Annotated in this window: 17 protein-coding genes; 15 read left to right on the top strand and 2 right to left on the bottom strand. The window is 73.5% G+C overall.

The features are described from left to right. Nucleotides 1–58: 58 nt before the first annotated feature. Together ACFQQL_RS15160 and ACFQQL_RS15155 are read left to right on the top strand one after the other, a co-directional pair. Nucleotides 59–1,033 (top strand): hypothetical protein, encoded by a 975-nt coding sequence (locus ACFQQL_RS15160; RefSeq protein WP_382395869.1) that lies wholly within the window; start codon nucleotides 59–61, stop codon nucleotides 1,031–1,033. Then, complete coding sequence (locus ACFQQL_RS15155) at nucleotides 1,030–1,269, top strand: hypothetical protein (RefSeq protein WP_382395867.1); 240 nt, start codon at nucleotides 1,030–1,032, stop codon at nucleotides 1,267–1,269. The genes ACFQQL_RS15160 and ACFQQL_RS15155 overlap by 4 nt, the downstream gene beginning before the upstream one ends. 60 nt (nucleotides 1,270–1,329) lie before the next feature. On the opposite strand, the gene ACFQQL_RS15150 is transcribed toward ACFQQL_RS15155, so the two are convergent. Both ACFQQL_RS15150 and ACFQQL_RS15145 read right to left on the bottom strand, forming a co-directional pair. Then, entirely contained in the window at nucleotides 1,330–3,099 is a 1,770-nt protein-coding gene (locus ACFQQL_RS15150) for a phospho-sugar mutase (protein ID WP_382395865.1), read from the bottom strand. 11 nt (nucleotides 3,100–3,110) lie between these two features. After that, the gene (locus ACFQQL_RS15145; protein WP_382395863.1) at nucleotides 3,111–3,941 is read right to left on the bottom strand and encodes a purine-nucleoside phosphorylase; all 831 of its coding nucleotides are present in this window, start codon (nucleotides 3,939–3,941) and stop codon (nucleotides 3,111–3,113) included. A 136-nt stretch (nucleotides 3,942–4,077) separates the two neighbouring features. Here ACFQQL_RS15145 and ACFQQL_RS15140 point away from each other — a divergent pair, with 136 nt between their 5' ends. The 13 genes from ACFQQL_RS15140 to ACFQQL_RS15080 all read left to right on the top strand — a co-directional run bounded on the left by ACFQQL_RS15140 (nucleotide 4,078) and on the right by ACFQQL_RS15080 (nucleotide 17,291). Continuing rightward, nucleotides 4,078–5,253, top strand: a complete 1,176-nt coding sequence (locus ACFQQL_RS15140; protein WP_382396152.1) for an FAD-dependent monooxygenase — start codon at nucleotides 4,078–4,080, stop codon at nucleotides 5,251–5,253. Between the two features lie 8 nt (nucleotides 5,254–5,261). After that, nucleotides 5,262–6,266 carry an ABC transporter substrate-binding protein gene (locus ACFQQL_RS15135; RefSeq protein ID WP_382395861.1) on the top strand — a complete coding sequence of 335 codons (1,005 nt, stop codon included), beginning with the start codon at nucleotides 5,262–5,264 and terminating at the stop codon, nucleotides 6,264–6,266. Nucleotides 6,267–6,268: 2 nt separating this feature from the next. Continuing rightward, on the top strand, nucleotides 6,269–7,018 hold the full coding sequence (locus ACFQQL_RS15130; protein WP_382395859.1) for an IclR family transcriptional regulator domain-containing protein: 750 nt from the start codon (nucleotides 6,269–6,271) through the stop codon (nucleotides 7,016–7,018). 252 nt (nucleotides 7,019–7,270) lie between these two features. Further along, nucleotides 7,271–8,209: a carbohydrate ABC transporter permease gene (locus ACFQQL_RS15125; protein ID WP_382395857.1), complete on the top strand. Its 939-nt coding sequence runs from the start codon at nucleotides 7,271–7,273 to the stop codon at nucleotides 8,207–8,209. Then, on the top strand, nucleotides 8,206–9,114 hold the full coding sequence (locus tag ACFQQL_RS15120) for a carbohydrate ABC transporter permease (RefSeq protein ID WP_382395855.1): 909 nt from the start codon (nucleotides 8,206–8,208) through the stop codon (nucleotides 9,112–9,114). Before ACFQQL_RS15125 ends, ACFQQL_RS15120 begins: the two co-directional genes overlap by 4 nt. A 67-nt stretch (nucleotides 9,115–9,181) precedes the next feature. Then, on the top strand, nucleotides 9,182–10,579 hold the full coding sequence (locus ACFQQL_RS15115; protein WP_382395853.1) for an ABC transporter substrate-binding protein: 1,398 nt from the start codon (nucleotides 9,182–9,184) through the stop codon (nucleotides 10,577–10,579). Continuing rightward, nucleotides 10,576–11,331: a glycerophosphodiester phosphodiesterase gene (locus ACFQQL_RS15110; RefSeq protein WP_382395851.1), complete on the top strand. Its 756-nt coding sequence runs from the start codon at nucleotides 10,576–10,578 to the stop codon at nucleotides 11,329–11,331. The genes ACFQQL_RS15115 and ACFQQL_RS15110 overlap by 4 nt, the downstream gene beginning before the upstream one ends. A gap of 7 nt (nucleotides 11,332–11,338) precedes the next feature. Next, complete coding sequence (locus tag ACFQQL_RS15105; RefSeq protein WP_382395849.1) at nucleotides 11,339–11,713, top strand: hypothetical protein; 375 nt, start codon at nucleotides 11,339–11,341, stop codon at nucleotides 11,711–11,713. 100 nt (nucleotides 11,714–11,813) lie between these two features. Then, nucleotides 11,814–13,277: an NAD(P)H-quinone dehydrogenase gene (locus ACFQQL_RS15100; protein ID WP_382396151.1), complete on the top strand. Its 1,464-nt coding sequence runs from the start codon at nucleotides 11,814–11,816 to the stop codon at nucleotides 13,275–13,277. Nucleotides 13,278–13,418: 141 nt separating this feature from the next. Further along, entirely contained in the window at nucleotides 13,419–14,513 is a 1,095-nt protein-coding gene (dapE, locus tag ACFQQL_RS15095) for a succinyl-diaminopimelate desuccinylase (RefSeq protein WP_382395847.1), read from the top strand. A 16-nt stretch (nucleotides 14,514–14,529) separates the two neighbouring features. Continuing rightward, nucleotides 14,530–15,363: an LOG family protein gene (locus ACFQQL_RS15090; RefSeq protein WP_465254062.1), complete on the top strand. Its 834-nt coding sequence runs from the start codon at nucleotides 14,530–14,532 to the stop codon at nucleotides 15,361–15,363. Nucleotides 15,364–15,455: 92 nt separating this feature from the next. Then, on the top strand, nucleotides 15,456–15,623 hold the full coding sequence (locus tag ACFQQL_RS15085; protein WP_193314316.1) for a DUF3117 domain-containing protein: 168 nt from the start codon (nucleotides 15,456–15,458) through the stop codon (nucleotides 15,621–15,623). A gap of 105 nt (nucleotides 15,624–15,728) precedes the next feature. After that, a complete protein-coding gene (locus ACFQQL_RS15080) occupies nucleotides 15,729–17,291 on the top strand; it encodes a leucyl aminopeptidase family protein (RefSeq protein WP_382395843.1) in 1,563 nt (520 codons plus the stop codon). The last annotated feature ends 2 nt before the right edge of the window (nucleotides 17,292–17,293 follow it).

Here is a 17,293-nt window from a genome sequence, read left to right as displayed (position 1 = left end):
GGCCATTGCGAGTCGGGTGGGAGTAGCACGCAGACCCCGGCTCCGGCAGGCTGTCCGCATGGACTGGCGTCGACTCTCCCTCGCCGCACTCCTCGCCCCGCTCGCCCGTCCGGTCGCCGGACCCGGCCCGACGGCGGAGCACGGGAGCACGCGGCCCGGCCCCGCGACCGCGGCGCTCGGCACGTCCGGGGATCGTGCCGAGGATCCGGGCTCCGGAGGCCGCCGTAGCCGCCCCGTGCCGCCCCAGCCGGTGACCCTCGGCGGCGCCCGGGTGGTCCAGGTGGACCAGACGACCTGCGGATCGACCGTGCTGCTGATGCTCGCCGCGACCGGCGACCCCGTGCTCGCCCGCTGGCTCGAGACCGGTGAACTCCCCGCGGACCTGCCACCGCACCGGGTCCCGCCGGAGATCCCGCGCGACGGCGAGCTGAGGCCGGCCCGCCCGCACGGTGCTGCCGAACGGATGGCCGCGGCGCAGCAGCACATCAAGGCGCGTACCGTCGCACGCGCACTCGGCCTGCTGCCGTGGCCCGCCGGGCTCGGCACCCCGCCCTGGACCGCGGCCCGCGAGGCACGCTTCCCCGGTGTGCGGTACCAGCACCTGCCGCTGGACGATGCGGCCCCTGGCACCGCACCACTGCTGGCGGCCACGCACGCCGCGACGCTGGCCGGAACCCCGGTCCCGCTGTACGCGGGCGGTGACCTCGGCAGGGGTGTGGCGACGGCCGTGCCGCGGCACGTGGTGCTCGCGGTGCCGCCCCCCGCCGCGGCGCCGCACCGCGGCCGGGACGGTACCGGCAACCCCGTCCTGCACCTGTACGAGCCGTCCGGCGGGCACGTCCACCAGGTCCCGATCGCGGACCTTCTCGGCCGGTCGGAGCCGCATCCGGCGCTCGGCGGCTGGAGCCACGTCGCCTGGGTCCTGCTGCCGCGTCGCCGCTCGGGCGGTGCGGCCGTCGAGGCGGTTGCGTCCGCCCGGGGCCGGGGGCAGGCTGGGGAGGACCGCCGATCCAGTGAGAAGGAGGAGCCGTGAGTCCGCAGCTGCCAGGCCACCCGGAACCCACCGCCGTCGAGCTGGATCCCGAGATCGTGGGCGAGGAGCACCACGCCGACGGTGAGCCCACGCCGGAGGAGTACCTCCCCGAGCCCGAGCTGGAGTCCCCGACCCGTGAGGCCGACCCGGCCGACGTCGCGGAGCAGCTCGAGGAGGTCCCCGAGCTCGTCGACGACGGCGAGGAGGACGACGAAGGCGAGGACTACCCGGCCTGACCCTTCGAGTCCTCACGGTCGCGCCCTCGCGCCGTGCGACGGCTAGGACTCGGCAGGGCGTCAGCCGACGCCGAGCAGATCGGTGATCTCGGCCCGCAGCCGCGCCATGCGCAGGCCGGCCGCGTGCCGCGCGAGCGACACGTCCGTGCCGGCAGGCTCGACGACCTCCAGGTAGCACTTGAGCTTCGGTTCCGTGCCGGACGGCCGCACGATCACCCGGTCCCCGGCCGCGGTCTCGAACACCAGGCCGTCGGTCGGGGGAAGGTCGGCCGCGCCCTCGGCGAGGTCCGTCGTCCGCACGTCCGAGCCCACCAGGGTCGTGGGCGGCGCGGAGCGCAGGCGAGCCATCGCGTCCGTGATGAGGCGCAGGTCGGCCACCCGGACCGCGATCTGGGCGGTCTCGTGCACTCCGTGCCGCTCGGCGAGCTCGTCGAGCGCACCCGGCACCGTCTGCCCGCGGTCCATCAGCTGGGCCACGAGGTAGGCGAGCCGGACGGCCGCCGAGATCCCGTCCTTGTCCCGCACCGCCGCCGGGTCGACGCAGTACCCGATCGCCTCTTCGTAGCCGAAGACGAGGCCGTCGGTGCGGGCAATCCACTTGAACCCGGTCAGCGTGGTGCGGTGCTGCAGGCCGTGCCCGTGCGCGATCCGCCCCAGCATCCGGGAGGAGACCACCGAGGACGCCAGCACGCCGCGGCCACCGAAGGCCGCGGCGGCCGCCGCCTGGTCGCCCAGCAGCGCGCCGATCTCGTCACCGGTCAGCTGGCGCCACCCGCCGTCCGCCGTCGGGTCCGGAACGGCGGCCGAGCACCGGTCGGCGTCCGGGTCGTTGGCGAGGACCAGGTCGGCGTCGACCGACCGGGCGAGACCGAGCGCGAGGTCCAGCGCCCCGTCCTCCTCCGGGTTCGGGAAGTCCACCGTGGGGAAGTCGGGGTCCGGATCGGCCTGCTCGGGCACGACGTGGACGTCCGTGAAGCCCGCCCGCTCCAGCGCCGTGACCAGGGTGGGCCCGCCGACGCCGTGCAGGGAGGTCAGCACGATCCGCACGGCACGCGTGTGCCGCGGGGGCACCAGCGCCACGACGCGCTGCAGGTACGCCTCGCGCACCTCGTCGCCGAGGACCTCCCAGCCCTCCGCCGTCGGGACGTCGACCGCGCGCGGCGCGGCGTCGATGCGGCGGGCGATCTCGACGTCGTGCGGCGGGACGATCTGCGCGCCCTGCCCCGCGCCGGTCACCGCACGGCCGCCGAGGTAGACCTTGTAGCCGTTGTCCTGCGGCGGGTTGTGCGAGGCGGTGACCATGACGCCGGCGTCGGCGTCGAGGTGCCGCACGGCGAACGCCAGCAGCGGGGTGGGGCCGGCCGCAGGCAGGAGCGAGGCGCGACCGCCGGCCGCGGTCACCACGGCGGCCGTGTCGCGGGCGAACGCCTCGGACCCGTACCGGGCGTCGTAGCCGATCACGACCCGGAAGCCGTCCCCGGTCGTGTCGATGTGCCCGGCTCCTCGCTCTCCGCTCGTTCCTCGCTCGTGCTCGTCGCCAGGCGTGTCCACGTGCTCGATGAGATCGGTGAGGTAGGCGCACAACCCCGCCGCCGCACGCAGCACCACCGCGCGGTTCATCCGGTGCGGGCCGGCGCCGACCGCGCCCCGGAGGCCGGCCGTGCCGAACTCCAGCGGGCCGGCGAAGCGATCCTCGAGGTCCGCGCGGGCCGCAGCGGCGTCCTCGCCCTCGCCGGACGCCCGCCCCAGCAGCTCCGTCAGCTCGGCGCGGGTGCCCTCGTCCGGGTCGGCCTCGATCCAGGCCCGGACCTGCTCGGTGCTGACCGTCATCGGTGATCTCCTCAGATGCGGGCGACGATGTCGGCGAGCAGGTGCGAGATGCGCGGGGCGGCCTCGGCGCCCGCGGCGAGCACCTCCTCGTGGGACAGCGGGACGGGCGAGATGCCGGCCGCCTGGTTCGTCACGAGCGAGATGCCCAGCACCTCCAGGCCGGCGTGCCGTGCGGCGATGGCCTCGAGCGCCGTCGACATCCCGACCAGATGGCCGCCCATGCGCTTGGCCATCTGCACCTCGGCCGGCGTCTCGTAGTGCGGGCCGGGGAACTGCACGTAGACGCCCTCGGCGAGCGTCGGGTCGACCTGGCGGGCCAACGCCCGCAGCCGCGCCGAGTACAGGTCGGTGAGGTCGACGAACGTGGCGCCCTCGAGCGGCGAGGTCCCCGTGAGGTTGATGTGGTCGCTGATGAGCACCGGGCTGCCGGCCGTCCAGTCCGGCTCGAGCCCGCCGCACCCGTTGGTGAGGACCAGCGTCGACGCCCCGGTCGCGGCGGCCACCCGGACGCCGTGCGCCACCCGGCGGACCCCCTTGCCCTCGTAGTGGTGGGTGCGGGCACCGAGGACCAGCGCGTGCCGGCCGGTGTCGCCGACCCGCACCGAACGGACGGTGCCGCCGTGCCCGACCACGGCCGGCGCGGTGAACCCGGGCAGCTCGGCCGCGCGCACCTCGGCGACGGTCTCGCCGAGCAGGTCCGCGGCGCCACCCCACCCGGAGCCGAGGACGAGCGCGACGTCGTGCCGCTCGACCCCCGTCCGCTCCGCGATGGCCTCGGCCGCGACGCGGGCGACGGCGAACGGGTCGACGGCAGGGTCGTCCAGATCCGGGGCAGGGGTCATACGTCGGAAAATACCGCGCCGAGCCCGTCCGTCGCCGGGCGACACCGGGCTCGTGTTGACCCGTTCTCGTGCCGCCGCCTACTCTCACCGTGGTTCTGAAACAAGTTTCGATTATCGAAAAGATCGCGAGGTGGCGATGCTGCGGGTGGCGGTGGTGGGCGGCGGTCTGGGTGGCCTGGCGGCAGCCAACGCGCTCGCGGCGCGGGGCATCGAGGTGTCCGTGTACGAGCAGGCACCGGCGCTGGGCGAGGTCGGCGCCGGCGTCCAGCTCGCCCCGAACGGCGCCCGGCAGCTCCGGCGCTGGGGACTGTGGGACGCGGTGGTCCGCGCCGGGGCGCACCTGGGCGCGGGCTCGCGGTACCACCGCCAGGACGGGACGCCGGTCGCCCCGGTCGTGACCGCCGACTCCAGCGGCTGGGGTGCGCTCTTCGGCATGCACCGCGCGGACCTCGTGGACATCCTCGCGGCCAACCTCCCGGACGGCACCGTCCGCACCGGCCACCGCTGCACCGGCATCGAGCAGGACGACGACGGAGCCCGCCTCACGTTCGCGGGCGGCCCGACGGCGGAGGCGGACGTCGTCGTCGCGGCCGACGGCATCCACTCGACGCTGCAGCACCACGTGGTCCCGCCGTCCGAACCGGTGTTCTCCGGCTCGATCGCCTACCGCGGGCTGGTCCCGCACGCGCAGGTCCCGGACTGGCCGACCGACCGCTTCCTGCTGTGGATGGGGGAGGGCAAGCATGTGCTCGTGTTCCCCGTGCGCGGCGGCGAGATGGTCAACTACGTCGGCTTCGTGCCCACCGGCGAGCAGCAGCGCGAGTCGTGGTCCGCGCAGGGTGACCCGGACGCGCTGCGTGCCGCGTTCGCGGGCTGGGACCCGGCCGTCGAGCGACTCCTGGCGCAGGTCACCTCGTGCTTCTGGTGGGGTCTTTACGACCGCGAGCCGCTGCCGCGGTGGACCGCGGGACGTCTCACGCTGCTCGGGGACGCCGCGCACCCGATGCTCCCGCACCTCGGCCAGGGCGTGAACCAGGCCATCGAGGACGCCGCGACCCTCGCCGTGCTGCTCGACGGCACCGACCCGGCCACGGCCCCCGCGGCGCTGCGCGCCTACGAGCGCCTGCGGCGCGAGCGCACCTCCGCCGTGCAGGCCGGGGCCCGGGCCAACGGGCTGCGGTACGACTCCGGCTACGACGACCTCGCCGTCCGGGACGCCGAGCTCGCCGCGACGGCGGAGCTGCGGCGCTGGATCTACGACCACGACGCCCTCGTCCCCGCGCAGGCCGCGGCGGCCGAGCTTCGACACTGAGGAGAGAGATGACCCAGCGCACCGTCGCGCGACGGACCGTCACCGCACTCGCCGGCCTCACGGCCGCCGCCCTGCTCGCCGCGTGCGGCGGCCAGGACTCGCCCGGGGGCGGCGACGGCCCGGCCCAGCCCGGCACGCCGGAGGACACCGAGCTCGTGGTCGGCGTCCTGCCGCTCGCCGACCTCGCCCCGTTCTACATCGCCGTCGAGGAGGGCTTCTTCGAGGACGAAGGACTGACGGTCGAGATCAACCAGGCCTCCGGCGGGGCGGCGCAGATCGCCGCCATGGTCGCCGGGGACATCGACATCACCTTCTCCAACCACGTCTCGGTGCTCGAGGCGCGGGCACAGGGCCTGCCGCTGCAGCTGGTCCGCGAGAACAACCGCTCCGGGCCCCAGGGCATCTACGCGATGCCGGACAGCGGGATCGCCGCGCCCGGCGACCTCGAGGGCACCACGATCGCCGTCAACAGCCTCGGCAACGTCCAGGAGCTGACGGCACGAGCCGTGCTCGAGTCGCACGGCGTGCCCAGGGACGGCTTCGAGGTCGTCGAGATGCCTCCCCAGGACATGCCCGCGGCCCTGTCCCAGGGCCACGTCGACGCCGCCTGGCTCGTCGAGCCCTTCCTCACCCAGGCCTCCGAGGACCTCGGCGCCGTCCGTGTGGTCAGCGCCTTCGAGGGGCCCACGGAGGACCTCCCGGTGGCCGGATGGAGCGCCACCGAGCAGTACGTGCAGGAGAACCCGGGGACCGTCGCGGCGTTCGTGCGTGCCATGGACGAGGGGATGCGGGTCGCCGAGGAGCAGCCGGAGCGGATCGCCGAGATCATCCCGACCTACACCTCGATCAGCCCGGAGCTCGCGGGCCGGCTCCAGCCGCCCGGGCTGTCGGTCACCTCGGACCTGTCCGACATGGACATGCTCGCCGACCTCATGGTCCAGCAGGGCATCATCGAGGAGGGCCTCGACCTCGAGGCCATGGTGGTTGACGCCGACGAGCTGCCCGGGGAGTAGGTGTGCCGAGCGAGGGGATGGCCGGTCTCGCCAAGGGGTTGGCGATCATCGAGGCATTCGGCCCGGGACGGGCGCAGATGAGCGTCACCGACGCCGCCAACCTCACCGGGATGTGGCCGGCCACGGCCCGCCGGTGCCTGCTGACCCTCGTGGACCTCGGCTACCTCGCCTTCGACGGCAAGTTCTACCGGCCGACACCGCGCATGGTCCGGCTCGGCACCGCCTATCTCGACACGGCACCGCTACCGGTCCTCGCCCAGCCGCACGCGACGGCCGCCCGGGACGAGATCGGCGAGTCGGTCTCGGTGGCCGTCCTCGACGGTACCGACGCGCTGTTCGTGGTCCGGGTGGAGGTCCAGCGCCTCGTCACCGCCGCCGTCCGGCTGGGCACCCGGCTGCCCGCCTGGGCCTCGGCGTCGGGTCGCGTGCTGCTCGCGGACCTGCCCGAGCAGCAGGTCCGGGACCTCCTCGCGGACGCGGAGCTGGCGGCGACGACGCCGAACACCCTGGTCGACCTCGAGGACGTCCTCGCCCGCATCGCCCAGACCCGCGAGGACGGGTACGGCTACACCGACGAGGAGCTCGAGCTGGGGATCCGCACCGTGTCGGTCCCGGTCCGGGACGCGGCCGGTCGCACCCGCGCCGCGATGAGCACTGCGGTGCTCGCCGCCCGGGTCACCGAGACGGAGACCCACGAGCGGATCCTGCCGCTGCTGCACGCGCACGCCGACCGGCTCGGCAAACAGCTCTGAGCTGCCGGACGGCCGGGCAGCGACCGGCTGCCGTCGGCCGCCGTTCACCGACTGGACGCTCTTTGGGGGCAGCTCGACCTGTCTTTGGCCTACGGCCGGTGAACAGTTGCCGAAGCCATGGTGACATCGGGGCAGTTCCCGCCGATTCCGGTCCCGGCGCTCCTAATCTCGTGCCGAACGCCTTCCGGCCGTCGTCCCGGGTCTAGTCTTCGATCCGGACAAGGCTGTCTGACCGATCGGAACCTGCCCTCGATGAGCTCGATCACCCGCGCGGAGACCGGTGTGCGCGATCACGGTCGCCGCGCCGCGCGCCGTCGCAAGCTGGCGCGCAACCTGCTGGTCTTCCTGCTGCTCGCGGGGCCGAACGTCGCGCTGCTGCTCGTCTTCGTCTACCGGCCCCTCCTGCTGAGCTTCTACTACTCGACGCTGCAGTGGAACCTCGGCTCCTCGGTGGCACGGTTCGTCGGGCTCGGCAACTACGTGCAGTGGCTGACGGACCCGAGCACCCCCACCGTGGTGGGGACGACGGCGGTCTTCGGGATCGTCTCGGTCGGCGGGTCGCTCGTCCTCGGCCTGGCGCTCGCCCTGGCGCTGAACCGCAAGCTCTTCGGCCGCGGCCTCGTCCGCACCGTCTCCTTCGCGCCGTACGTGCTCTCCGGCATCGCCGTCGGCATGCTCTGGCTGTACATCTTCGACCCCCGCTACGGCCTCCTCGCGACCGTCCTGGGCTGGTTCGGCGTCGAGTCGCCCCAGTGGTACACGCAGTCCCCGTGGGCGCTGATGATGATCATCATCGTGTACCTGTGGAAGCACGTCGGGTACGTGGCGCTCATCTACCTGGCAGGCCTGCAGTCCATCCCGCAGGACCTCAAGGACGCGGCCGCGCTGGACGGTGCCAGCTGGTGGCGCACCTTCCGCTCGATCATCCTCCCGCTGCTCGGCCCGGTGACGTTCTTCCTGCTCATCACCACCATGCTCAGCGCGTTGCAGTCCTTCGACCTCATCCGCGCCATGACGGACGGCGGCCCGCTGGGCTCGACGACCACGCTCATGTACCAGATCTACGTCGAGGGCTTCCAGACCGGCCGGGCCGGCTACGCCTCGGCCAGCGCCACCGTCCTGTTCGTCATCCTGCTGGCCATCACGGCCGTGCAGCTGAAGGTCATGGAGAAGCGGGTGCACTACTCGTGACCACGGCCACCGACACCCCGCGGACCACCTCGCCGGCCCCGCCGCGTGCCGCCGTAGCGCGCACCCGGCGCCGCCGCAGACCACGCGCCGTCGCCCTCGACGCGGGCCTGTACGTGGGACTGGTCCTCGCCGTCCTGGTCATGTCCGTCCCGCTCATCTGGATGGTGCTGGCGAGCTTCAAGACGAACGCCGAGCTGGCGAACCTGCCCCTGCAGTGGCTGCCCGAGGCCTTCCTGCCCGACAACTACCAGCGGGTCGCCGAGGCCATCCCGATCGGCCGCATGTTCCTCAACAGCCTCGGCGTGACCCTCATCGGCGCCGGCCTGAAGGTCTTCCTGGGCCTGTGCTGCGCCTACGCCGTCGTCTTCGTCGACGTGCCGTTCCGCAACGCCGCCTTCGTCATCGTCATCTTCGCGCTGCTCATCCCGGGCCAGATCACGATCATCCCGAACTACACGCTCGTCGCCGAGCTCGGGTGGCTCAACACGTACCACGGGATCGTCGTGCCCGGTCTGGCCAGCGCCTTCGGCACCTTCCTGTTCCGGCAGCACTTCCGGTCCCTGCCGGTCTCGGTGCTCGAGGCCGCCGAGCTCGACGGCGCCGGGCACTGGCGGCGGCTGTGGCGCTTCGTGGTCCCGATGTCCACACCCACGATCGCCGCGGTCACGCTGGTGTCCCTGGTGAACGACTGGAACGAGTACCTCTGGCCGATGCTCGTCACCGACAACACCCGCACCATGACGCTGCCGGTCGGTCTCACCCTGCTGCAGGACATCGACGGCATGCAGAACTGGGGCGTCCTCATGGCCGCCACCGTCGTGGTGACCCTGCCGATGCTCATCTTCTTCCTCGTCCTGCAGCGCCGGCTCGTCGCCGGCCTCACCGCCGGTGCGGTGACCGGATGAGGCCCGCGTCACCGGCTCCACCCGCGCACCACCCGTACCTGTCGAACCGAGAACCCCAGGAGCACCCATGCGACCCGTCGACCGCCGTCTCGTCGTCCCCAGCCGATCGATGCGCCTTCCCTCGCGCCGCAGCGTCCTGACGCTCGGCGGCCTCGGACTCGGCGCGGGAGTCCTCGCCGCGTGCGGCGGTCCGTCCCTCGCCGGCGGTGGTGGTGGCGGCGGCGAGGAGGAGACCGGGGCGGCCACCGACTGGGCGGGCGTCGAGCCCGCCACCGACCTCGTCTTCTGGTCCAACCACCCGGGCAGCACCAAAGACCTGGAGGAGGAGTACATCGCCGCCTTCACCGAGGAGACCGGCATCAATGTCAGCCTCGTGACCGCCGGCGCCAACTACGACGAGGTCGCCCAGCGGTTCCAGGCGGCCTCCGGCACCGACGAGATCCCCGACCTGGTCATCGCCTCGGACGTGTGGTGGTTCCGCTACATGGTCAACCGGCAGATCGTCCCCGTCGACGACCTGTTCGCCCATCTCGAGGTCGACACCGACGACTACGTCGAGACCCTCTACAGCGACTACGTGTACGACGGGCAGCACTACGCCGCGCCGTACGCCCGCTCGACGCCCCTCTTCTACTACAACAAGGAGCTCTGGTCCCAGGCCGGCCTGCCCGACCGCGGGCCCGAGACCTGGGAGGAGCTGCAGGAGTGGGCGCCGGCCCTGCGTGACGTGGTCCCGGGCGACGGCGCGCCGCTCGGCAACGGCATCGGCCCGTCGTGGTCCGCCTGGTGGTTCTCCAACATCATCTGGGGCCAGGGCGGGGCCATGAGCGAGGAGTGGACGATCACGCTGGACACCCCGGAGGCGCTCGCGGCCGGCAACTTCGTGCGGGACATGTACAACGGCGAGAACGCCTTCGCCGGCTTCGGCGCCGACACCAACGCGGACTTCGCCGGTGGCCTGTACGCGTCCCTGATCGCCTCGACGGGCTCGCTGACGGGGCTGCTGGAGGCTGCCCCCTTCGAGCTGGGCACGGCCTACCTGCCCGACGGTCCGGTGGCCGGGCCCAACGTGCCCACCGGCGGCACCGGCATCGCGATCGCCGACAAGGAGCCCGAGCGCCAGCTCGCGGCCGCGATGTTCCTGAAGTTCATCACCGACACCGAGAACACCGCGTTGTTCTCCGAGACCACCGGGTACATGCCGGTGCGGACCTCGGCCATCGAGGGCGAGACGATGAGCGCCCTGTACGAGGAGACGCCCCAGTTCCGCACGTCCGTCAACCAGCTGCAGGAGAAGACCCGCGTGCAGGACTTCGTCCGGGTCTTCACCCCGGGCGGGGACCAGATCATCACCGACGGCCTCGAGCGCATCGTGCTGGAGGGCGCGAACGCCGAGGACGTCTTCCCGAACGTCACCAGCGAGCTGCAGCGGGCCTACGAGGAGAACGTGGAGGCCTACCTGTGACGGCCGCGGCACACCCGCGCGTCATCGCCCATCGCGGGAACTCTGCGGTGGCGCCGGAGAACACGGTCCCGGCTTTCGTCTCGGCCGCGCTGGCCGGCGCGGACATGATCGAGATCGACGTCCAGGTCGCCGGCGACGGCGCGGGCGTGGTCATCCACGACGACACCGTCGAGCGGACCACGGACGGGTCGGGGCTCGTGGCCGACCTGGACGTCGACGAGGTGGCGCACCTCGACGCGGGGTCGTGGTTCGAACCCGCCTACGCCGGCACGGGCGTGCCGCTGCTCGGGGACGTCCTGGACGTCCTGCGTCGTCACCCCGCGCTCGAGCTCCTGCTCGAGCTCAAGGGCACCTGGCCGACGGAGCCGGCGCGGGACCTGCTCGGCACGCTCGACGGCCTCACCGACCGCGTGGTCGTCCAGAGCGCGTCCGTGGAGACCATGGCCCTGGTGCGCGACCTGGCGCCGGATGTCCGCCGCGGCCTGCTGATCGGCCGGTACGACCCCGGCGTGCTCGACGTCTGCGAGGAGCTGGGCGTCATGGCCTGCAACCCCCACGGCCGGCTGCTGCTCGAGCATCCCGACCTCGTCGAGACGCTGCATCGGCGCGACATCCAGCTCATGGTGTGGACCCTCAACGAGGCCGAGCACTGGGCGGCGGCCGCCGCCGCCGGCGTGGACGGCATCATCACCGACCGGCCGGACCGGCTGCTGGGCTGGCTCGACGCCCGGCAGCCCGGACCTTCGGCATGACGACCGGGTGACCGAGCCCTCCGTCCCCACCCGGCCGGGCGCACCTCCCGGGACCGGACCGGGACGGCCGGGACAGCGCGACCGGTCGCTGCTGACCGACGTCGTCATCGTCGTGCTGCTCGTCCTCTGGCTGGCCTGGCCGGTCCTTGCGTGGATCGGCTTCTGGGAGGGCGTGGCGCTGTGGGGCGAGCAGCCGTCGCCGGCGGAGGTGACCCGGTCGCGGCTGTTCCTCGGGTCGGCGGCGCTGTGCGGCGTCGTCGTGCCGATCGTCGCCGCGATCCTGGCGCGGGGCCGGAAGGTGCTGCGCGTCGTCGCGATCGTCGAGGCGGTGCTCATGCCCCTCGCCGTCGTGGCGGTCCTGCTCCTCATCGAGCTCCAGTGAGCAGGCGCACCCGGTGCGCGCCGTGCCCCGGCGGTCCGAGTTCGGCACAATGCGTCCGGTGAGCAACGAGCCCACCGTCCCCCCGGTCAGCGAGTCCCCAATCGCCTCCGACGAGGTCCGCCGCGAGCACGCGGCCGGTGCCTCACCCGTCCGGGAGGGTTCGCGGGTCGTCATCATCGGCGGCGGGCCCGGCGGCTACGAGGCCGCCCTGGTGGCGCGCCAGCTCGGCGCCGAGGTGCACGTGGTCGAACGGCAGGGGATGGGCGGCTCGGCGGTGCTCACCGACGTCGTGCCCTCCAAGACGCTCATCGCCACCGCCGAGTGGCTCACCGTCACCGAGCAGGCACCCGAGCTCGGCATCAGCTCCGACGGCGGTCCCGACGGCGACGCCGGCACCCTCCGTGCCGATCTCGGCGTGGTGGACGGCAGGGTCGTCCGGCTCGCCAAGAACCAGTCCGACGACATCCGCACCAGGCTCGAGCGCGAGGGCATCGGCATCGTGCCCGGCACCGGCCGGGTCGCGCCGACCATCAGCTCCGCGGGCAGCCGCCTGGTCCACGTCACGACCGACGAGGGGCAGGATCGCACGCTCGAGGCGGACATCATCCTCCTGGCCACCGGCGCCACCCCGCGGATCCTGCCGACCGCCGAGCCGGATGGCGAGCGCATCCTCACCTGGGCGCAGATGTACAACCTCACCGAGATCCCCGAGCACCTGGTCGTGGTCGGCTCCGGGGTCACGGGTGCCGAGTTCGCCGGCGCCTACAACGCCCTCGGCGCGGCCGTCACGCTCGTCTCCTCCCGGGACCGGGTCCTGCCCGGGGAGGACGAGGACGCCGCCGAGCTCATCGAGGCCGTCTTCCGGCGCCGCGGTATGCAGGTCCTGGCCCGGTCCCGCGCCGCCGCGGTGCGGCGCACCGACGACGGCGTCGAGGTCGAGCTGACCGACGGCCGCGTCGTCACGGGGTCGCACTGCCTCGTCGCCGTCGGCGGGGTCCCGGCGACCGCCGGGATGGGTCTCGAGGAGGCCGGGGTGCAGCTCTCGGAGTCCGGGCACATCGAGGTCGACCGGGTCTCCCGGACCCGGGCCTACCGCATCTATGCCGCCGGCGACTGCACCGGGGTCCTGCCGCTCGCGTCCGTCGCCGCCATGCAGGGCCGCATCGCCATGTGGCACGCGCTCGGCGACGCCGTCGCGCCGCTGGACCTCTCCGCCGTCGCCGCGAACATCTTCACCGCGCCCGAGATCGCCACGATCGGTGTCACCCAGAAGCAGATCGAGAGCGGGGAGGTCGAGGGCGACGTCACGCACCTGCCGATCGCCCGCAACGCGCGCGCCAAGATGCTCGGCATCACCGAGGGCTTCGTCAAGCTCTTCTGCGACGGCGCGGGCGTCGTGGTCGGCGGCGTCATCGTCGCGCCGCGGGCCAGCGAGCTCATCTATCCGATCGCCATCGCCGTCACGCAGCGGCTCACGGTGGACCAGGTGGCGAACGTCTTCACGATCTACCCCTCCCTGACCGGCTCCATCTCCGAGGCGGCCCGCACGCTCCACCGCGCCTGAGGTGTGGCCGAGGTCGCCTCGAGGGCGGGGCGGCAGGTCGCGGACAGGCGAGCGGGTGCACCAGGTTGACGAGTCGGCACAGAGTCGGCACGGAGTTGACGAGTCGGCGGAAGGGGCAGGGAGCGGCAATAGGGTCGTCGCATGGCCACCAGTGCACTGCCCGAGCTCACCGGCGACGTCGTCGCCCTCACCGCCGCCGTCTGCGACATCCCCTCGGTCTCGGAGGACGAGGCCCGGCTGGCCGACGCCATCGAGGCAGCCCTCACCCCGCTGACGCACCTCGAGGTGCTGCGCGACGGCGACGCCGTCGTGGCCAGGACCAGCCTCGGCCGCGACCGGCGGGTGGTCATCGCCGGGCACATCGACACCGTCCCGATCGTGTCCAACGTGCCCACCTGGCGTGAGCACGCCCTCGACGGCACCGAGGAGCTGTGGGGACGCGGCACCGTCGACATGAAGGGCGGGGTCGCGGTCGCCCTGCACCTCGCGGCGGTGCTCACCGAGCCCCGCTGGGACGTCACATGGGTCTTCTACGACCACGAGGAGGTGGCGTCGGAGGCCAACGGGCTCGGCCGCCTGGTCCGCAACCATCCGGACTGGCTCGCCGGTGACCTGGCGATCCTCGGCGAGCCCACGGCGGGCGGGATCGAGGGCGGCTGCAACGGCACCCTCCGGGCCGAGGTGTCCACGGCCGGCCGGACCGCGCACTCGGCACGGGCCTGGCGCGGCGTCAACGCGATCCACGCCGCCGGCGAGATCCTGCAACGGCTGAACACCTACACCCCGCGCGATGTCGACGTCGACGGGCTCGTCTACCGCGAGGGAATGAACGCCGTCGGCATCACCGGCGGGATCGCCTCGAACATGATCCCCGACCGGTGCGTGGTGACCGTCAACTACCGGTTCGCCCCCTCGCTGACCCCCGAGGACGCCGTCGCCCACGTGCGGCAGCTGTTCGACGGCTTCGACGTGGAGGTCACCGACCTGGCCGGCGGCGCACGGCCCGGCCTGGACGACCCGCTCGTCCAGGGCTTCGTCACCGCCGTCACCGGCGTCACCGGGGGGCGACCCGGACCGAAGTACGGCTGGACCGACGTGGCACGGTTCGCCGAGCTCGGGGTGCCTGCGGTGAACTTCGGTCCCGGCGACCCGATGCTCGCCCACGCGGACGACGAACACTGCCCGGTCGAGCAGATCCGGACCTGCGCGCAGGCGCTGCACGCCTGGCTGGCCTGAACGGCCGGCCACGACGATGGACAATGACGGCATGACACCTCAGGGCCGCAGCACCCGCGACAACGACTCCCGCTCGTACCGCCGCGGGCCCGTCCTCCTGCGCCGCGGCAAGATCCCGCGGGAGACGACCGACGCGCGCCTGCTCGCGCCGGAGCAGGACTTCGAGTGGCTGCACCAGGATCCGTGGCGGGTACTGCGCATCCAGGCGGAGTTCGTCGAGGGGTTCGGGGCGCTCGCCGACCTCGGACCCGCCATCTCGGTCTTCGGGTCTGCCCGGGTCCGGGCCGGGGAACCCGAGTACGCCCTGGCGGAGGAGGTGGGGCGCCGGCTGGTCGCGGCCGGCTACGCCGTCGTGACCGGCGGCGGCCCGGGCATCATGGAGGCCGCCAACAAGGGAGCCGTCGAGGCCGACGGCGTCTCGGTCGGGCTCGGCATCGAGCTGCCCTTCGAGCAGGGCATGAACGAGTGGGTCGACCTGGGCGTCAACTTCCGCTACTTCTTCGCCCGCAAGACGATGTTCCTGAAGTACTCCCAGGGCTTCGTCGTCCTGCCCGGCGGGTTCGGCACCATGGACGAGCTGTTCGAGGCGCTGACCCTCGTGCAGACCCAGAAGGTCTCCTCCTTCCCGATCGTCCTCGTCGGCTCCGACTACTGGGGCGGGCTCGTCGAGTGGCTCCGCGGCACGATGCTGAGCCGAGGAACCATCGCCGAGGCCGACCTCGACCTGCTCCCCGTCGTCGACACCGCGGAGGCCGCGGTCGACGCCGTCCTGAGCGGCATGGCACGGCTCCGCGAGGAGGCGGAGGCCCAGGCCGCAGCGGTGGACGAGGCGGGCGGCGCCCCCGAGTGAACTAGACTGGACCCAGCGATCGCCCCGCCGTGCGGCGGCGTCCGCCCCTGCGGAGGGGCGGTCGAGGATCCATGAGAAGAGGGGTACACCACATGGCCGCGATGAAGCCGAGGACCGGAGACGGGCCGCTCGAGGTGACCAAGGAGGGGCGCGGCATCGTCATGCGCGTGCCGCTCGAGGGCGGCGGCCGCCTGGTCGTCGAGCTCACCCCGGCCGAGGCCGGCGAGCTGAGCGAGGCCCTCAGCGCAGTCGCGAGCTGAACCCCCGCCGACGACGGCCGGCCGGCCAAGCGCCCGCCGGCCGTCGGCATGCCCGCCGCCGTCACGTCGTGACGAGGCCCGCCCCCGGCCCGATGGAGATGCCAGGTGACTGACACGCTGCCCCGGATCGCTCTCGCCGAGATCACGCTCGCCGACGAACCGGTGGCCGCGTCCGCCCGCTGGCTCAGCGCCGGCCCGGCCGCGATCGCCGTCCCCGTCCTCGCGGACGGACCCCGCCTCGCCGGTCCCGGCGAGGCCGTGGCCGCCCTGTACGGCATCGACCTGCTCGCCGAGGCGGAGCGCCAGGGGCTGTCCGGCGCCGCGGGCACGACGGCGCCCGTGCGGCTGCCGCGCCCGCTGCCCGGGACGCCCGAGCTCCCCTGGGCGGGTCTGCCCGAGACCCTGGTCCTCCTCGGCATCGGCGACGGCGGTGCCGCCGCCACCCGCGCGGCGGGTCTGTCCCTCGGACGTGCCGTCGCCGGGCTGGGCGACGTCGCGCTGCCCGTCGGCGACGTCCTGTGCGCCGAGGACCTGCGGTGCCTCGCCGAGGGCTTCCTGCTCGCCGGCTACCGGATGCCGCGGACCGGGCGGACGGCCGGTCCCGGCAGACCGCCGGCGACCGCGCTGCACGTGGTCGGCCGCGTCGACGGTGCCGAGGACGCTCTGGCCGAGGCCCGCGCCGCGGCGCGGGCGACGTGGCTCACCCGGCTGCTGGCGGCGACGCCGTCGTCGGTGAAGAACCCGGAGTGGGTGGCCCGCCAGGCGACCGCGCTCGCCTCGGACGCCCCGATGCGCGGTGGACGGCTCGCCGTCGAGGTGCACGACGAGGCGTGGCTCGAGCGGAACGGTATGGAGGCGATCCTCGCGGTCGGCTCGGGCTCGGCGACCCCGCCGCGCCTCGTCGTCGTGACGTGGGAGCCGGAGGACGTGCGCCGGTCGGTCGCGCTGGTCGGGAAGGGCATCACGTTCGACACCGGCGGGCTCTCGCTCAAGCCCCGCGAGCCGATGGCCGCGATGAAGACCGACATGGCCGGCGCCGCCACCGTGCTGGCGACCGTGCTCGCGGCCGCCGAGCTGGGACTCCCGGTGCGGGTGACCGCGGTGCTGCCGCTGGCCGAGAACGCCATGGGCGGCGGCTCGTACCGGCCCGGTGACGTGGTCCGCACCTTCGACGGCACCACGGTGGAGATCGCCAACACGGATGCCGAGGGCCGCATGGTCCTGGCCGACGCGCTCGGCTGGAGCGTCGCGACGCTCGACGCGGACGACATCGTCGACGTCGCCACGCTCACCGGCGCGGCCACGTTGGGGCTCGGGCGCCACCACGCGGCCCTCTACGCCCCGGACGACGACCTGGCCACCGCCCTCCTGCAGGCGGGGACCCGCGCCGGGGAGGACGCCTGGCGGATGCCGTTGGTCGCGGACTACCGCCCGGCGCTGGAGTCCCCCGTCGCGGACGTCGGCCACGTGGCGCACGACGCGTCCGTCGGCGGCGGGTCGATCGTCGCGGCGCTGTTCCTGCAGCGCTTCGCCGGCGGAAGACGGTGGGCGCACCTGGACATCGCCGGAGTGGGACGGGCCGGCAAGGCGGACGGCGAGGTCCCGGCGCAGGCACCCACCGGCTACGGCGCCCGCCTGCTGCTGAGCTGGCTGGAGTCGCTGGCCTAGCA

Origin of the sequence: Georgenia alba (genome assembly GCF_042665525.1) — a bacterium.
GTDB classification, from domain to species: Bacteria; Actinomycetota; Actinomycetes; order Actinomycetales; family Actinomycetaceae; genus Allobogoriella; species Allobogoriella alba.
This window is presented reverse-complemented; position numbering and strand designations above follow the sequence as displayed.

Excerpts from the sequence above, each read along its gene's own strand:
- ACFQQL_RS15085 (WP_193314316.1), top strand. The coding sequence starts at position 15,456 with ATGGCCGCGATGAAGCCGAGGACCGGAGACGGGCCGCTCGAGGTGACC.
- ACFQQL_RS15125 (WP_382395857.1), top strand. The coding sequence starts at position 7,271 with ATGAGCTCGATCACCCGCGCGGAGACCGGTGTGCGCGATCACGGTCGC.
- ACFQQL_RS15145 (WP_382395863.1), bottom strand. The coding sequence starts at position 3,941 with ATGACCCCTGCCCCGGATCTGGACGACCCTGCCGTCGACCCGTTCGCC.
- ACFQQL_RS15150 (WP_382395865.1), bottom strand. The coding sequence starts at position 3,099 with ATGACGGTCAGCACCGAGCAGGTCCGGGCCTGGATCGAGGCCGACCCG.
- ACFQQL_RS15135 (WP_382395861.1), top strand. The coding sequence starts at position 5,262 with ATGACCCAGCGCACCGTCGCGCGACGGACCGTCACCGCACTCGCCGGC.
- ACFQQL_RS15090 (WP_465254062.1), top strand. The coding sequence starts at position 14,530 with ATGGACAATGACGGCATGACACCTCAGGGCCGCAGCACCCGCGACAAC.
- ACFQQL_RS15140 (WP_382396152.1), top strand. The coding sequence starts at position 4,078 with ATGCTGCGGGTGGCGGTGGTGGGCGGCGGTCTGGGTGGCCTGGCGGCA.
- ACFQQL_RS15115 (WP_382395853.1), top strand. The coding sequence starts at position 9,182 with ATGCGACCCGTCGACCGCCGTCTCGTCGTCCCCAGCCGATCGATGCGC.
- ACFQQL_RS15160 (WP_382395869.1), top strand. The coding sequence starts at position 59 with ATGGACTGGCGTCGACTCTCCCTCGCCGCACTCCTCGCCCCGCTCGCC.
- dapE (WP_382395847.1), top strand. The coding sequence starts at position 13,419 with ATGGCCACCAGTGCACTGCCCGAGCTCACCGGCGACGTCGTCGCCCTC.